The organism is Streptomyces sp. AHA2 (assembly GCF_036857595.1).
Taxonomy (GTDB): domain Bacteria; phylum Actinomycetota; class Actinomycetes; order Streptomycetales; family Streptomycetaceae; genus Streptomyces.
The window spans coordinates 46,419-60,001 of sequence record NZ_JAUQWJ010000021.1 but is presented as its reverse complement, the minus strand read 5'-3'; the positions used below and the strand labels follow the sequence as shown (position 1 = coordinate 60,001).

The window sequence follows — 13,583 nt, the reverse complement described above, 5'->3', positions numbered from 1 at the left end:
GAGTCACCATGACCGTCACAGTGGATGCGGCCGAGCGGTTGATCCGCATCGGCGAGGTGGCACGCGGCGCCGGCGTCTCGGTGCGCGCCGTGCGCTACTACGAGCAGCAGGGACTGCTCGCCGCGGAACGCAGCCCGTCCGGTCAGCGTCTGTACCGCCAGGACGCCATCGTGCGGGTCCGCTTCTTCCAGCAGATGTTCGCCGCCGGCCTGTCCAGCCGAAGGATCACCGAACTGCTTCCGTGCTGGGACACCGGACACACCGACGCCGAGCAACGCGCCATGCTGCGCGTCGAGCGCGAGCGCATCCAGGCCAAGATCGACGAACTGCAGGCCGCGCGGGCCCGCCTCGACGAGATCATCGCCATCACCGACACCCACCCTTAGCCGCGGTCATCCGACGTCTCACCCGTGATGCGCGAGTGGGGGAGGAGCCTGGCGGTCGGTGGGCCGGTCCGGCGTCCCCCGCCGCACGCGGCTCCCTCAGGTGTACTTGCCGTTTACCATACGGGTCGACTCGTATGGTAAACAGGGCGGTATGACTTCCTCCCCTGCACGAGGGCGCCCCCGGGACGAGCGGTCCGGTGCCGCGATCATCCAGGCGGCCACCGAACTGGTCGTCGAGAACGGTTACGCGGCGACGTCCATCGGCGCGATCGCCGCCCGCGCGGGCGTCGGCAAGGACACCGTCTACCGCCGCTGGTCCGGCAAGCCGGAACTGGTCTACGAGGCGGTGTTCACCGCATCGGACACGGCGGACCTGCCGGACACGGGGACGCTGGAAGGCGACCTGGCCGTCGTGGTGCAGTCGCTGGTCGAGGAGTTCTCCACACCGGCGGCCGCGTCGGCCCTGCCCGGGCTGCTCGCCGACTTCGCCGCCACACGGGAACTGCGCGCCACGATCCGCTCCCGGTTCCTCCAGCCGGCCAAGGAACGGCTCGTCACGGTGTTCGACCGGGCCGAGCAGCGCGGCGAGACCGGCGCCGATCTGCCGGTCGACCTCGTACTGGACACCCTGGCCGGAGCCGTCTTCTTCCATCTGGGCGTCATCGGTGAGCACCCCGCCCCGGATCTGGCACGCCGTATCGCCGCGATCGTCACCAAGGGAATCGAGGCCAGGTGAACGGCTGGCTGCTCACTGCGGGCGGCATCGCGGCCATGACCACCTGCGTCCACGCCACGGCCGGCGGCCGGTCGGTCGTCCGCCCGCTCCTGGGCAGTGCGGTGGCCGCCGAGCCCAAGCGCACCCTGCACGTCGTCTGGCACATGGTCACCGTCGACCTGCTGCTCAGCTCCCTCGCGCTGCTGGCCTGCGCGTTCATGACTGCACCCAGCACGGCACTCGTGCTGTTCATCGCCGTCCAGTACGTCGCCTACGCCGCTGTGTTCCTGATCGTGACTTCGGCCGCCGACTGGCCCCGTCCGCTGCTCCGGCTCCCGCAGTGGATGCTGTTGCTCCCGGTCGGGATCCTCGCCCTGATCGGCAGCGGCTACGGCGGGACCTAGCTGTATTGACCCGCAGGGTTGTTCACGCGGCTGATGGGTGGCTGGCCGCCGAGTGCGGTGTGGCAGCGGTGGTGGTTGTAGGTGTGCAGGAAGTCCGCCAGGGCCGCGGTGCGTTCGGTGTTGCTGGTGTAGGGCCGCAGGTAGGCCCACTCGTCGGCCCGTTCAGGCCTCCGACGGGGCCAGCAGCACGAACTCCGCTCCCGCCGGGTCCAGGCAGACGGCCAGCCGTCCGACGCCCTCCATGTCCTGCGGCCCCATCTGCACCTCGCCGCCCTTCTCCGTGACCCGGGCCGCCGCGGCGTCGCAGTCCTCGACCGCGAAGACCGGATGCCAGTACGGCCGCCCGTCGGTCAGTGTGAGGTCCTGCGCTCCCATCTCCATCAGCCCGCCGTGCATCCGGTCCTCGGACAGGCCCGCCGGGGTGATGAGGGTGTAGGTGCCCGCCCCGCCGGGCAGCGGCATGTCGCTGAACTGCCAGTCGAACAGGCCGCCGTAGAACTCCCTGGCCGCCGCGCCGTCGGTCGTGAACAGTTCGACCCAGGCCAGTGAGCCCGGCTCGTCCACCAGGTCCAGGCCCGCGGTCGTCCCCGGCTGCCAGACGGCGAACTGGCCGCCCAGGGGATCGCTGTACTGGGCCATGCGGCCCCACTCGTCGAGGTCCATCGGCTCGACCCGCACCGTGCCGCCGGCCCGCCGCACGGCCTCGGTCGTGGCGTCCGCGTCGGTGACGCTGTAGTAGAGCATCCAGGCCGGGCGCGCTCCCTCCTCGGTCAGCTTGCCGAGACCGCCGACGACCTTGCCGTCCTTCTTGAACACGCCGCCTTCGAAGTCCTCGCCTGCCTCGCTTGCGCCCATGGACTCGTAGTCCCACCCGAGCACGGCGCCGTAGAAGGAGGCGGCGGCCCGGACGTCCGGAGCGCCGAGGTCGAGCCAGCAGGGGGAACCGGGGGCGTACTCCGTGGTGATCATGGCGGTGCTTCCCTTCAGCGAGTCCTGCGCCCAGCGTGACACCGGGCACCGCGGGGCGCGCGCCGCCGCTCTCCACCCGGGGGACGCCGGGCCCGGGGCACGGGGCGGGCGGGAGTGGTCCGACGGACTCGGGCGTGACGTCAGTGGACGGACAGGCCGCCGTCCACGAACACCGACTGGCCGGTGACGTACGCGGAGGCCGGGCTCGCCAGGAAGACGGCCGCGCCCGCGAAGTCCCCGGGCAGGCCGTTGCGTCCGATCATCGTGCGGGCGGCCAGGGCCGCCACCGTCTCGGTGTCGGACTGCAGGCGCGCGTTGAGCGGTGTCATGACGAAGCCCGGCACGAGCAGGTTGCAGGTGACGCCGCGCGGCGACCAGGCCTCGGCCTGGGAGCGGGCCAGCGCCTCCAGGCCGCCCTTGGAGGCGCCGTAGGCCCCGCTCTGGACGAACGCGCGATGCGCCTGCTGGGAGCTGATGTGGATGATCCGCCCGTACCCCCGCTCCGCCATGCCGGGGCCGAAGCGCTGGCCCAGCAGGAAGGGCGCCTCCAGGTTGACGGCCATCGTGACGTCCCAGACGTCCTCGGTGAGTTCGTCCATCGGCGGACGCAGGTTGATCCCGGCGCTGTTGACGAGGATGTCGGGTTCGCCGAACGCCTCGACCGCGCCGTCGGCGGCCGCCCGCACGCCCTCGCGCGTACTCAGGTCCGCCGCGACCCAGGCGGCCCGGCAGCCGAGGTCCGTCAACTCCGTGACCGTGGCGGCGAGTTCCGCCTCCTTGCGGGCCACGATCACGACGCTCGCCCCGGCGCGGGCCAGCGAGGTGGCGATGGCCCGCCCGATGCCGGAGCTGCCGCCGGTGACCAGGGCGACGCGCCCTTGCAGGGAGAACAGCTCGGCGAGGTAGGCGTGCGGCGTCGGGGTGCTCTGCGTCGGCTGGTTCGTCATACCGGCCCACTCTAGGTGGGGGAGCGAGGTGGCGGAGGGCCCGGGCCGAAGGGTGCGCAGGGCGCGGCCGACGATCGGGCGAAATCTGGCGCATATACCCCCTGGGGGTATATGGTCGATCCATGGACCCCACCTTTCGCGACTCCGAGGGGCACGGCCCCGGCAGGCACGGTCACGAGGCGCACGGACCCGGGCGGCACCCCGGCGGGCCGGCCTCCTGGGGTACGGCGGTCAAGGCCACGCTGCACTGCCTGGCCGGGTGCGCGCTCGGCGAGATCCTCGGCATGGTGATCGGCACGGCGCTGGGGTGGGGCAATGTGCCCACCATGGTCCTGGCGGTCACGCTCGCCTTCCTCTTCGGCTACTCCTTCACCCTGATCGCCGTGCTGCGCACCGGTCTCGGTCTCAGGGCCGCCGTCCGGGTCGCCCTGGCGGCGGACACGGTGTCGATCGCCGTGATGGAACTGGTCGACAACGCGATCATCGCCCTCACCCCCGGGGCGATGGACGCCCACCTGGCGGACGCGTTGTTCTGGTCCGCCCTCCTGGGCGGCTTCGTGGTGGCCTTCCTGATCACCACGCCGGTCAACAAGTGGATGATCGGCCGCGGCCTGGGGCACGCGGTGGTCCACTCCCACCACTGACGGGGCGGGGGCGGCCCGGCCCCCCGGGAGCCGGCGCTGGCGTTCGCCGGCGGCGCGACCAACCGGACGGCCGGCCCATGGCTCGACCGGACCGGCGGCAACGCCCCGTTCCGACACCGACGCGCCGGCGTCGGCTCGCCGCAGCCCTGTGCCGTGCACGGGCTCCCTTACTTCCTCCGGACGCCCTCGATCACGAACGCGGCTCCCAGGCACACCACTCCGGCCGACAGCGAGCCGAAGAAGACCCCTTCGAAGAGCAGGCTGTTCGCACCCTCAACGGTGCCATCGCCATGCGTACACGACTTCTCGAAGGGGAAGCGGGCCGTGTGCAGGTCCTCGCAGGAGTTCTGCAAGTCCTCATTGACCACGCTCGCGTTGATCCAGGACAGGCCCCACAGAAGGAAGAAGGTCCCGGCGCAGGCGCAGACGGCTCCCCACAGCCGGTTCAGCTGGGCCTCACTCGGGCCGGCGCTCGCCATACGCCGGAGCGTACCGCGCCGCGCTGACCACGGCTCGAACAGGGCCGCTCGGCCTGCAGGTCGGAGTCCTCCATGGCGGGCGGCGCCAGGCCCGCGTGTCGTGCGACGGCGGCGTGCACGGCGTGCCTGCTCGTGCCGGGGAGGGCGAGCGCGGTGCGAGGCGAGTCCGGCGAAGCGGCCGGGGGTGTCACGGTGACGTCGCCACCGGTCCTCAACAGGTGGAGCGAGCCCGGCGTCGGGCCATTCTCCAGCTACTCAGTGATACCGTATAGTGGTACTCGGTATCACGAAGTACTGCTGTGGCGCGAAAGGGGCCGCGATGGACGATCTGACGGAGATGCTGAAGGGCACGCTCGAAGGATGCGTGCTCGAGATCATCGGCAGGGAGGAGACCTACGGGTACGCCATCACTCGACAGTTGAACGAGCTCGGCTTCACCGATGTCGTCGAGGGGACGGTGTACACCATCTTGCTGCGGCTTGAGCGCAACAAGCTCGTCCAGGTGGTGAAGCGGCCGTCGGGGATGGGTCCGCCGCGCAAGTTCTACTCGCTCAACGACGCCGGGCGGGCGGAGCTCGCGAGGTTCTGGACGAAGTGGCAGTACCTCTCATCGCGGATCGACAAGCTCAAGGAGGGCGGGGAATGAACTTCTGGGAGAAGATCACCGGCAGCGATCTCACCCGGGAATGGAAGGCGTTCGACGCCCGGGCGCAGGCCCTTCCGGACGATCACCGGGCGGCGTGGGACCAGATCAGGATGCACCTGCTTCCCCATGGCGACTTCACCGGCCGCAGCCTCATGCCGATCCTCGACGGCGCGCTCGCGTTGCTCGAGGAGACGGCGGCCGAGGGGCAGAGCGCCCGTGAGGTGCTGGGCGAGGACATCCCGGGCTTCTGCAGGGCGCTGGCCGGCGGAGAAGGCGCTCGAACGTACCGCGACCGGTGGCGCGAGCAGCTGAACGGCAATGTCGCCCGGAAACTGAACCGGCTGGGAGGCTGACGTGGGCATCCAGGACATCATCGAGGGCAAGAAGCAGTGGCGGGCGCACATGGCCCGCGTCAAGGCACTCCCGCCGGACTACCGGATCGTCTACAAGGAGATGCAGAAGTACCTGTTCAAGGTCGGGCCGGTCGACCTGCTCGACGGGTCCCTGCTCCCCGGAATCGTCGACTTCTTCGAAGAAGGCGTCGCCGCCGGCAAGGGCGTGCTGGAACTCATCGGTCCCGATGTCGCCGCCTTCTGCGACGACCTCGTCAAGGACTGCCGCACCTACGCGGACCTCTACCAGGAGTCCATCGGTCCTGATCGCGGCACGGCCGGGAAGTAGGAAGCCGGCTCGGCCGGTGATGCCGAAGTGCGTCTCGACGTGGACGGCCCACACACGGGGACGTCTCCGACCCGTAGGGCGATCGTGGCCTGGATCACATGTCCGGGATTGAGTGCACGGGCCGGGTGATGTGCGTACCCATGGGTGCAGAACCGGGGCCGGATGCGAGGATGAGGCGCCATGACGACTGGGTGGTGTGCTCGCACGGTACGGGCCGCGGTGTTCGCGGCCGTCTGTGTCGTGCTCGCCGCCCTGGGTCACGTCATGATGTCCGGCGACCACGTGCCCCCGTCCGTGCTGGCGGCCGGCTGGGCCGTCACCGGCGTGGCGGGCTGGTGCCTGGCCGGTCGTGAACGCGGACCCGGTGTGGTCGTCGCCGTCGCGGTCGCCGTGCAGACCGCGCTGCACTCGGCGTTCTCCCTCGCCCCGCAAGGAGCCCGGGGGACGGCCGGGGGAGCGCACCCCGTGGACGCCCACGCCGTGCACATGCGCATGGACACGGGTGCCGGTGCGGGCATGAGCGGGATGCGTCACGACATGGGCGGCATGGGGCACGCCGGTCACGGCGCCGGCGGTGACTCGTCCCTCGGGATGCTCGCCGCCCACCTGCTCGCCGCGCTGCTGTGCGGCCTGTGGCTGGCCCACGGCGAACGGGCCGTCTTCCGTCTGCTGCGCGCCGTGGGCGCCCGGCTCGCCGCGCCGCTGCGGCTCCTGTTCGCCCGGCCCGCGCCGCCGCCGCCCCCGCCGGTGCGCGTGCGCCGCCGGTCCTCGCACCGGCTGCCGCGCCTGCTCCTGCTCGTCCACGCGATCACCTCCCGAGGTCCACCCGTGGGGACCGCTGCCGCCTGACGGCAGCCGGCGCCATCCCGGGGCAGCCCTTCCGTGCCGCCCCGGCCGCGGCCCCGCGCCCGTACCCCCTGTGCACCCCGTCCGCCGTCACGGCTGCCGGGGCGCCGTACGGGGCGAGCCGCGCCCCCACTCACCGGACCACGCGCCCGTGCGCCCGCCCGCCGACGCGGCGTGCCCGCGTGCCCCGTGGTCCCGGAACCCGAGAAGGACACCAGGTGATCACTCCTGCCCTGCCCCGCGACAGATCGGCCTGCGCCGACGAGTCGATAACCGCATGGGCGCTGGCCGCCCGCGGCGGTGACGCCGCCGCCGTCGACCGCTTCGTCCGCGCCCTGCACCGCGACGTCATCCGGTACGTCGCGCACCTGTGCGCCGATCCGCAGGCGGTGGACGATCTGACGCAGGACACGTTCCTCCGGGCGCTCGGCAGCCTGCACCGGTTCGAGGGCCGCTCCTCGGCGCGGACCTGGCTGCTGGCCATCGCCCGGCGCGCGGTCGCCGACAGCATCCGCTCCACCGCCGTACGTCCCCGCCGGGCCGACCTGGCGGACTGGGAGGTGGCGGCCGAACTCGCCCAGCCGCACGGCCTGCCCGGCTTCGACGACGGCGTGGTGCTGCTCGCACTGCTCGACGGGCTGCCCGCGGAGCGCCGCGAGGCGTTCGTCCTCACGCAGTTGCTGGGCCTGCCGTACGCGGAGGCCGCCGAGCTGAGCCGATGCCCGGTCGGCACGGTCCGCTCCCGTGTGGCCCGCGCCCGCGCCGCACTCGTGGCCCTGCTGGCCGACACGGACGAAGCCGCGCCACCGTCCGAACCCGCCCTGGCCGCCTGACGGCTCCCGCACCACCGGTGCCCGCCGGCCCCGTCCGGCGGGCACCGGTCGTCCCTCGCCGGAGGGTGGCGCGTCGGAGGGCGCCCGCTGCCGAGGGTCTGGACGCTCTATCCAAGACCTGGACTGGCGGTCTAAGCTGGGTGCTGGTGAGAGGAGGCGACATGGACGTCGCGCTGGACGCCGAACGGGACGCGATCCTGGCGGCGATGACGCCCGTCGTGGGCGGGATCGCCGCGACCTTCGGCCCGGTCTGCGAAGTGGTGCTGCACGACTACCGCAACCCGCAGGAGTCGGTGGTGGCCGTGGCCGGTTCCGTGACCGGACGGGCCGTGGGCGGTGCCATGAGCGAGATCGGCATGCGCGTCCTCGCCGGCGGTGACGAGGCGGCCGACGAACTCAACTACGTCACCCGCACCCGCGGCGGCGCACTGGTGAAGTCCTCCACGATGGTGCTGCGGGACTCGACGGGTGCCGTCTTCGGGGCCCTCTGCGTCAACCTCGACATCGGCGCCGTCGGTGCGGCGCACCGGCTGCTCGGCGCCCTCGCCGGAGCGGACACCGCCCCCGCGGAGCTGCCGACCACCACCTTCGGCAACGACATCGACTCCGTGGTCGACGCCCTCGTCGACGCCCACCGGTCCAGACAGCGGGGCAGCTGGGCCGAACTCGACCGCGCGGAGCGCCTGGAGCTGTTCGGCGGCCTGGACGCCCGCGGTGTCTTCGCCGTGCGCGGAGCCGTCGAGCAGGTCGCCGGACGGCTCGGCATCTCCCGCGCCTCCGCCTACAGCTACCTCTCCCAGGCCAGGGCCGCCCACGACACTTCCCCCGGAGGATCCGCGTGACGACCACCACCCCGCCGGTCACCCCCGACGACGTCCGGGACGCCGCAGTCCGGCTCAAGGGCGTCGCCCACCGCACGCCCGTACTGCGCTCCCGCACCCTCGACGCGCTCGTCGGTGCCGAGGTGCACCTCAAGTGTGAGAACTTCCAGCGGGTGGGCGCCTTCAAGTTCCGGGGCGCCTACAACGCCGCCTCGCGGCTCACCCCCGAGCGGCTGTCCCGCGGCATCGCCACCTACTCCTCCGGCAACCACGCCCAGGCCGTCGCCCTCGCCGCCCGCGAGCTGGGCACCACCGCCGTCATCGTCATGCCCGAGGACGCCCCGCCCTCCAAGCGCGCCGCCACCGAGGGTTACGGCGCCGAGGTCGTCACCTACGACCGCTACACCGGCGACCGGGTCGCGCTCGCCGAGGCCCTCGCCGCCGAGCGGGGACTGACGCTCATCCCGCCCTACGAGCACCCGCACGTCATGGCCGGCCAGGGCACCGCCGCACTCGAACTGCTGGAGGAGGCGGGGGAGTTGGGTGCCCTGCTGGCACCGGTCGGGGGCGGCGGGCTGATGGCCGGCAGCGCCACCGTGGCCAAGGCGCTGTACCCGGGCATCCGGATGATCGGCATCGAACCGGAGGCCGGGGACGACACGAGGCGCTCCCTGGAGGCGGGACGGCGGGTCGCCGTCCCCGTGCCGCGCACCATCGCCGACGGCCAGGCGCTGCACACGCCCGGGGAACTCACCTTCTCCGTCAACCGCCGTCTCGTCGACGCGATCGAGCTGGTGGGTGACGACGAGATCCGGGAGGCGATGCGGTTCGCCTTCGAGCACCTGAAGATCGTCGTCGAACCGAGCGGCGCCACCCCGCTGGCCGCGTTGCTCACCGGGCGCGCGGGCCCGCTCCCGTCCCGCGTCGGAGTGATCGTCTCCGGAGGCAACGTGGACGCGCGCCGCTTCGCGGAACTGTGCGGGGCCGCCTGACCTGGCGTCGCCCGTCCGGCGGGTGGACGATGGAGGCACAGCCTCATCGAGGAGGAGCGTCATGCTGGAGATGAAGACGCTCGACAAGCCGGACGAGCGGCGCGATTACCCCCGAGGCCACCTGGAAGCCGTCCACATGCAGGGACTCGACTTCGCCGTGGCCACGTTCGAACCGGGCTGGCGCTGGTCGGAGTCCGTGGCCCCGCTGGCCGGGACCGACAGCTGCCGGATCCACCACAACGGCTACGTGGTCTCCGGCCGCATGCACATCCGCATGGACGACGGCACCGAGGGCGAGGTCGGCCCCGGCGACGTGTTCGTCTGCTCGCCCGGTCACGACGCCTGGGTCGTCGGCGACGAGCAGTGCGTGGTGTACGACTTCGCGGGCGACATGGCCAAGGCGTACGCCAAGAAGAGCTAGCACTCACCGCCCTTCACGGTCGCCCGCCGGGCGGCGGGAACCCCGGTTCCTCGTTCTCCCGGCGCGGTATCAGCGCTTGCCCTTCGGAAACCGATCGGTTTACCCTTCTCGACAGAGGAAACCGATCGGTTTCCCGTTGTGTGCACCGTGAGGGAGACACCCATGACCGCCATCGAAGGTTCCGTCGCTCTGGTCACCGGCGGCAGCCGCGGCATCGGCCGCGCCCTGGTCGCCGCCCTGTACGAGCGCGGCGCGAAGAAGGTGTACGCCACCGCCCGCGATCCGCGGACCGTCACCCACCCCGGCGCCGTACCGCTCGCCCTGGAGGTCACCGACCCCGCTTCCGTGGCGGCCGCGGCCGAGCAGGCCCAGGACGTCACCCTGCTGATCAACAACGCGGGCGCAGCGGTGAGCGCGAACTTCCTCGACTCGCCCGTCGAGGACGTCCGGCGCGAGTTCGAGACCAATTTCTACGGCCCGCTCCTGGTCACCCGCGCCTTCGTCCCGGTCATCGAGCGCAACGGAGGCGGCCACATCCTCAACGTGCACTCCGTGCTGTCCTGGATCGGGCTCGCCGGCTCCTACAGCGCCTCCAAGGCCGCCCTGTGGTCGCAGACCAACTCGCTGCGCCTCGACCTCAGGCCGCGCGGCATCGACGTGACGGGCCTGCACGTCGGCTACGTGGACACCGACATGGCCGCCGGGGTCGACGCTCCCAAGTCCACGGCCGAGAGCGTCGCCGCCCAGGCGCTCGACGGCATCGCATCCGGCGCCCACGAGGTCCTGGCCGACGACCTCACGCGGCAGGTCAAGGCCGGGCTGGCGGCCGACCCCGCCGTCCTGTACCCGCAGCTCGCCGCCTGATCACACCGGCAGCAGCCGTGCCACCAGCGCGCTCAGTTGCCGGACGTTGCGGCACTCGTGCATCTCCACCAGCTCCGCGTAGGCCGGCGCGGCCGAGTCGCCGGTGCCCCAGCGGTCGCGCTGTTCGGGGTTCAGCCAGTAGACGCGGCGGGCCCGTTCGCCGATCCGGGCGAGAGCGGGCAGGTTCGGGTCGCCGCGGTTGGTGCGGGCGTCGCCCAGGACGAACACGGTCGTGCGCGACCCGACCGCGTCGGCGCAGCGCTCGGTGAACTCGCCCAGGGCCATGCCGTAGTCGCTGCTGCCGTGGTGGCCCGTGACCAACGCCTCCGCCTGGATGCGGCCGCCGAGTCCCTCCGGGTCGGCGGCGCCGTGCCGGAGCAGGCCCGTCACCTCGTCGATCCGGTTGACGAAGGCGAACACCCGCACCTTGCTGAACTGGTCGTGCAGCGCCTGCACCAGGAGCATCGTGAAGTCGGAGAAACCCGACACCGACCCGGACACGTCGCACAGCAGCACCAGTTCGGGGCGGGCGGGCCGGCGCCGGCGCAACACCGGACTCATCGGCACCCCGCCCGTGGACAGCGAACCGCGCAGGGTCCGGCGCAGGTCGATCGCACCGCGGGAGGCGCGGCGGCGCCGGGCCGCGAGCCGGGTCGCGAGCTTGCGGGCGAGCGGCTGGACCGTGCGGCGCAGCTCGGCCAACCGGTCCCTGCCGGCGAAGAGGAAGTCGACCCGGTCGGCGGTCGGGGCGACCGCCCGCCGGGCGATCTCGTCCCGTCCCCGCCGCTCGGCGACGCGGCGCCGGGCCTCCGCGGTCACCAGCGCGCGGAACGTCTCGATCCGCCGCCGGATCTCGTCCTCCAGCAGCCGGTCCGCGAAGCCCTGGCTCCCGCCCGCGCCACGCACTTGGTCCCGCACGCGGGCCAGCAAAGTCTGCGGCCGCAGCCGTTCCAAGGCCTGGTACGACGACCAGCCGTCCGACTCGGGTGAGGAACCGTAGCCGCCGAAACCGTCGACCGCCTCGATCGCCAGCCGGCCCAGCAGGGCCCGATCGTCGGCGGCCAGCGCGTCGGCCAGCCGGTCGCGCAGTTGCTCGCGTCCGGCCGGCTCCTCGGCGGGGGCGCCGACCCCGCGCGGGAAGTACAGGTCGAAGACCGCGTCGAACACCTGCCGCTGTCCGGGCCCGTGCAGCAGCGTCGCCGCGAGCCCTTCGCGCAGCAGCTCCCGATCGGCGAGGCCGAGTTCCTCCACCGCCCGTGCGGCGTCCACCGTCTCCCCGGTGCCGATCCGGACGCCGTGCGCGCGCAGGGCCCCCACCAGCGACGTCAGCCGCTCCGCGACACCGACCGCAGGGGTCACAGGGCGTCCAGGTCGAGCTTGGCGGACGCCTTCAGCACGTCGTCCTGGTGCTTGAGGAGCACGCCGAGCGTCGCCCGCACGACGGTCTCGTCCAGAGTGCCGGCGCCCAGTTCCAGCAGGGTGCGCGCCCAGTCGACGGTCTCGGCGACCGACGGCGCCTTGCGCAGGTCCATCGCGCGCAGCGCCCCCGCGACCCGGACGACCGACCGGGCCAGCGCCTCGTCCAGCCCCGGCACCCGCAGCCGTACGATCCGGCGCTCCAGCTCCTCGTCCGGGAAGCCGATGTGCAGGAACAGGCAGCGGCGGCGCAGCGCCTCGGACAGCTCACGGGTGGCGTTGGAGGTGAGGACGACGAAGGGGCGGCGCGTCGCGGTGATGGTGCCCAGCTCCGGGACGGTCACCTGGAAGTCGCCGAGCACCTCCAGGAGCAGGCCCTCCACCTCGACGTCCGCCTTGTCGGTCTCGTCGATCAGCAGCACCTTCGGGTCGTCGCCGCGGATGGCGGTCAGCAGCGGCCTGGTGAGCAGGAACTCCTCGCTGAAGATGTCCGTACGCGTCTCGTCCCACGTCTCGTCGCGGCCCGCGCTGATGCGCAGGAGCTGTTTGGCGTGGTTCCACTCGTACAGCGCGCGGGACTCGTCCACGCCCTCGTAGCACTGCAGGCGCACCAGCCGGGCCCTCGACGCCTGGGCGACGGCCTTGGCGAGTTCGGTCTTGCCCACACCGGCCGGTCCCTCCACCAGCAGCGGCTTGCCCAGACGGTCGGCGAGGAAGACGGTCGTGGCGACGGCGGGGGAGGCGAGGTAGCCGGCCTCGGCCAGACGGGCGGAGACCTCGTCGACGGACGTGAACACCTGAGGACCTCCGGGCGACGGCAGCGGCGAACGGCACTATCTAAGCGCTTGGTCACAGTCGCTGTCACGGGGCCGCCCGTATCGGGCCGGGGTCAAAACCGATCGGTTTCACCGGGGGCGGCGGCGCGGTACCCTCACCCCATGGCCACGACTGACAAGGCGTCCACCCGCGACCGGCTGCTCGACGCGGCGGCCGACCTCTTCTACCGCGAGGGCGTCTCCATCGGTGTCGAGACGCTGTGCCGCAGCGCCGGGGTCTCGAAGCGGTCCATGTACCAGCTCTTCCAGAGCAAGGACGAGGTCCTGGCCGCCAGCCTCGACCGGCTGCTCCCGCAGTACGAGGCGCGGCTCGCCCCCGGACCGCAGGAGGAGCCCGCCGGCACGCCGCGCGAGAGCATCCTGGGGGTCTTCGAACGGCTGGAGAAGGCCGCTGCCGAGCCCGCCTACCTGGGCTGCCCCTACCTCGCGGCGCTCGTCGAGCTGAAGGACCCCGCCCACCCGGCGAGCGCGGTCGCCCGCGGGGCGAAGGAACGGCTGCAGAGCTTCTTCCGGACCCGGGCCGCCGAAGGGGGAGCCCGCGATCCGGAGCTGCTGGCCCGCCAGCTGATGCTCGTCTTCGACGGGGCCAGCGCCCGGGCCGGCGCCGGGATCGAGAGGCTGGACGGGCTCACCACCGCGACCGTCACCGCACTGCTGGACGCTGCCGGAACACGCTGAAGGCG

General features: G+C 72.4%; 19 protein-coding genes and 1 pseudogene. 14 read left to right on the top strand and 6 right to left on the bottom strand.

Annotated features, from left to right (window positions below):
* The first annotated feature begins 8 nt into the window (after positions 1–8).
* From Q5694_RS29430 to Q5694_RS29420, 3 genes are all read left to right on the top strand, one after another.
* A complete protein-coding gene (locus Q5694_RS29430) occupies positions 9–386 on the top strand; it encodes a MerR family transcriptional regulator (RefSeq protein ID WP_333936484.1) in 378 nt (125 codons plus the stop codon).
* A gap of 151 nt (positions 387–537) precedes the next feature.
* Positions 538–1,122 carry a TetR/AcrR family transcriptional regulator gene (locus tag Q5694_RS29425; protein ID WP_333936482.1) on the top strand — a complete coding sequence of 195 codons (585 nt, stop codon included), beginning with the start codon at positions 538–540 and terminating at the stop codon, positions 1,120–1,122.
* Positions 1,119–1,505, top strand: coding sequence for a hypothetical protein (locus tag Q5694_RS29420; RefSeq protein WP_333936481.1), 387 nt, complete (start codon positions 1,119–1,121; stop codon positions 1,503–1,505). The genes Q5694_RS29425 and Q5694_RS29420 overlap by 4 nt, the downstream gene beginning before the upstream one ends.
* On the opposite strand, the pseudogene Q5694_RS29415 reads toward Q5694_RS29420, so the two are convergent.
* The 3 genes and pseudogenes from Q5694_RS29415 to Q5694_RS29405 all read right to left on the bottom strand — a co-directional run.
* Positions 1,502–1,663: pseudogene (locus Q5694_RS29415) on the bottom strand (integrase core domain-containing protein); the annotation flags it as partial. The gene Q5694_RS29420 and the pseudogene Q5694_RS29415 sit on opposite strands and share 4 nt — an antisense overlap.
* A gap of 4 nt (positions 1,664–1,667) precedes the next feature.
* A complete protein-coding gene (locus Q5694_RS29410; protein WP_333936480.1) occupies positions 1,668–2,474 on the bottom strand; it encodes a VOC family protein in 807 nt (268 codons plus the stop codon).
* A gap of 140 nt (positions 2,475–2,614) precedes the next feature.
* A complete protein-coding gene (locus Q5694_RS29405) occupies positions 2,615–3,421 on the bottom strand; it encodes an SDR family NAD(P)-dependent oxidoreductase (protein ID WP_333936479.1) in 807 nt (268 codons plus the stop codon).
* Between the two features lie 122 nt (positions 3,422–3,543).
* On the opposite strand from Q5694_RS29405, the gene Q5694_RS29400 reads away from it, so the two are divergent.
* Positions 3,544–4,065 carry a DUF4396 domain-containing protein gene (locus Q5694_RS29400; RefSeq protein WP_333936478.1) on the top strand — a complete coding sequence of 174 codons (522 nt, stop codon included), beginning with the start codon at positions 3,544–3,546 and terminating at the stop codon, positions 4,063–4,065.
* Positions 4,066–4,232: 167 nt separating this feature from the next.
* Here Q5694_RS29400 and Q5694_RS29395 read toward each other — a convergent pair whose 3' ends face one another.
* The gene (locus tag Q5694_RS29395; RefSeq protein ID WP_333936477.1) at positions 4,233–4,544 is read right to left on the bottom strand and encodes a hypothetical protein; all 312 of its coding nucleotides are present in this window, start codon (positions 4,542–4,544) and stop codon (positions 4,233–4,235) included.
* Between the two features lie 319 nt (positions 4,545–4,863).
* Between Q5694_RS29395 and Q5694_RS29390 the strand changes: the two genes are divergently transcribed.
* The 9 genes from Q5694_RS29390 (at position 4,864) to Q5694_RS29350 (ending at position 10,648) form a co-directional block, all read left to right on the top strand.
* A complete protein-coding gene (locus tag Q5694_RS29390) occupies positions 4,864–5,190 on the top strand; it encodes a PadR family transcriptional regulator (RefSeq protein ID WP_333936476.1) in 327 nt (108 codons plus the stop codon).
* A complete protein-coding gene (locus Q5694_RS29385; RefSeq protein WP_333936475.1) occupies positions 5,187–5,543 on the top strand; it encodes a DUF1048 domain-containing protein in 357 nt (118 codons plus the stop codon). Before Q5694_RS29390 ends, Q5694_RS29385 begins: the two co-directional genes overlap by 4 nt.
* A gap of 1 nt (position 5,544) precedes the next feature.
* A complete protein-coding gene (locus Q5694_RS29380) occupies positions 5,545–5,871 on the top strand; it encodes a DUF1048 domain-containing protein (RefSeq protein WP_333936474.1) in 327 nt (108 codons plus the stop codon).
* 180 nt (positions 5,872–6,051) lie between these two features.
* Positions 6,052–6,720, top strand: coding sequence for a hypothetical protein (locus Q5694_RS29375; protein ID WP_333936473.1), 669 nt, complete (start codon positions 6,052–6,054; stop codon positions 6,718–6,720).
* A 215-nt stretch (positions 6,721–6,935) separates the two neighbouring features.
* Entirely contained in the window at positions 6,936–7,550 is a 615-nt protein-coding gene (locus Q5694_RS29370; RefSeq protein WP_333936472.1) for a sigma-70 family RNA polymerase sigma factor, read from the top strand.
* A 161-nt stretch (positions 7,551–7,711) separates the two neighbouring features.
* Positions 7,712–8,392 (top strand): helix-turn-helix transcriptional regulator, encoded by a 681-nt coding sequence (locus tag Q5694_RS29365; RefSeq protein ID WP_333936471.1) that lies wholly within the window; start codon positions 7,712–7,714, stop codon positions 8,390–8,392.
* Complete coding sequence (locus tag Q5694_RS29360) at positions 8,389–9,363, top strand: pyridoxal-phosphate dependent enzyme (RefSeq protein ID WP_333936470.1); 975 nt, start codon at positions 8,389–8,391, stop codon at positions 9,361–9,363. Before Q5694_RS29365 ends, Q5694_RS29360 begins: the two co-directional genes overlap by 4 nt.
* A 61-nt stretch (positions 9,364–9,424) precedes the next feature.
* Complete coding sequence (locus tag Q5694_RS29355; protein WP_333936469.1) at positions 9,425–9,784, top strand: cupin domain-containing protein; 360 nt, start codon at positions 9,425–9,427, stop codon at positions 9,782–9,784.
* Between the two features lie 162 nt (positions 9,785–9,946).
* Positions 9,947–10,648 (top strand): SDR family oxidoreductase, encoded by a 702-nt coding sequence (locus tag Q5694_RS29350; protein WP_333936468.1) that lies wholly within the window; start codon positions 9,947–9,949, stop codon positions 10,646–10,648.
* On the opposite strand, the gene Q5694_RS29345 is transcribed toward Q5694_RS29350, so the two are convergent.
* Complete coding sequence (locus Q5694_RS29345; protein ID WP_333936467.1) at positions 10,649–12,007, bottom strand: vWA domain-containing protein; 1,359 nt, start codon at positions 12,005–12,007, stop codon at positions 10,649–10,651.
* Positions 12,004–12,861: an AAA family ATPase gene (locus tag Q5694_RS29340; protein WP_333936466.1), complete on the bottom strand. Its 858-nt coding sequence runs from the start codon at positions 12,859–12,861 to the stop codon at positions 12,004–12,006. The genes Q5694_RS29345 and Q5694_RS29340 overlap by 4 nt, the downstream gene beginning before the upstream one ends.
* 141 nt (positions 12,862–13,002) lie before the next feature.
* On the opposite strand from Q5694_RS29340, the gene Q5694_RS29335 reads away from it, so the two are divergent.
* On the top strand, positions 13,003–13,578 hold the full coding sequence (locus Q5694_RS29335; RefSeq protein ID WP_333936465.1) for a TetR/AcrR family transcriptional regulator: 576 nt from the start codon (positions 13,003–13,005) through the stop codon (positions 13,576–13,578).
* Positions 13,579–13,583: the final 5 nt, after the last annotated feature.

Coding starts and splice junctions, on each gene's coding strand:
- Q5694_RS29430 (WP_333936484.1), top strand. CDS start 9: ATGACCGTCACAGTGGATGCGGCCGAGCGGTTGATCCGCATCGGCGAG.
- Q5694_RS29425 (WP_333936482.1), top strand. CDS start 538: ATGACTTCCTCCCCTGCACGAGGGCGCCCCCGGGACGAGCGGTCCGGT.
- Q5694_RS29410 (WP_333936480.1), bottom strand. CDS start 2,474: ATGATCACCACGGAGTACGCCCCCGGTTCCCCCTGCTGGCTCGACCTC.
- Q5694_RS29405 (WP_333936479.1), bottom strand. CDS start 3,421: ATGACGAACCAGCCGACGCAGAGCACCCCGACGCCGCACGCCTACCTC.
- Q5694_RS29400 (WP_333936478.1), top strand. CDS start 3,544: ATGGACCCCACCTTTCGCGACTCCGAGGGGCACGGCCCCGGCAGGCAC.
- Q5694_RS29395 (WP_333936477.1), bottom strand. CDS start 4,544: ATGGCGAGCGCCGGCCCGAGTGAGGCCCAGCTGAACCGGCTGTGGGGA.
- Q5694_RS29390 (WP_333936476.1), top strand. CDS start 4,864: ATGGACGATCTGACGGAGATGCTGAAGGGCACGCTCGAAGGATGCGTG.
- Q5694_RS29385 (WP_333936475.1), top strand. CDS start 5,187: ATGAACTTCTGGGAGAAGATCACCGGCAGCGATCTCACCCGGGAATGG.
- Q5694_RS29375 (WP_333936473.1), top strand. CDS start 6,052: ATGACGACTGGGTGGTGTGCTCGCACGGTACGGGCCGCGGTGTTCGCG.
- Q5694_RS29365 (WP_333936471.1), top strand. CDS start 7,712: ATGGACGTCGCGCTGGACGCCGAACGGGACGCGATCCTGGCGGCGATG.
- Q5694_RS29355 (WP_333936469.1), top strand. CDS start 9,425: ATGCTGGAGATGAAGACGCTCGACAAGCCGGACGAGCGGCGCGATTAC.
- Q5694_RS29350 (WP_333936468.1), top strand. CDS start 9,947: ATGACCGCCATCGAAGGTTCCGTCGCTCTGGTCACCGGCGGCAGCCGC.
- Q5694_RS29335 (WP_333936465.1), top strand. CDS start 13,003: ATGGCCACGACTGACAAGGCGTCCACCCGCGACCGGCTGCTCGACGCG.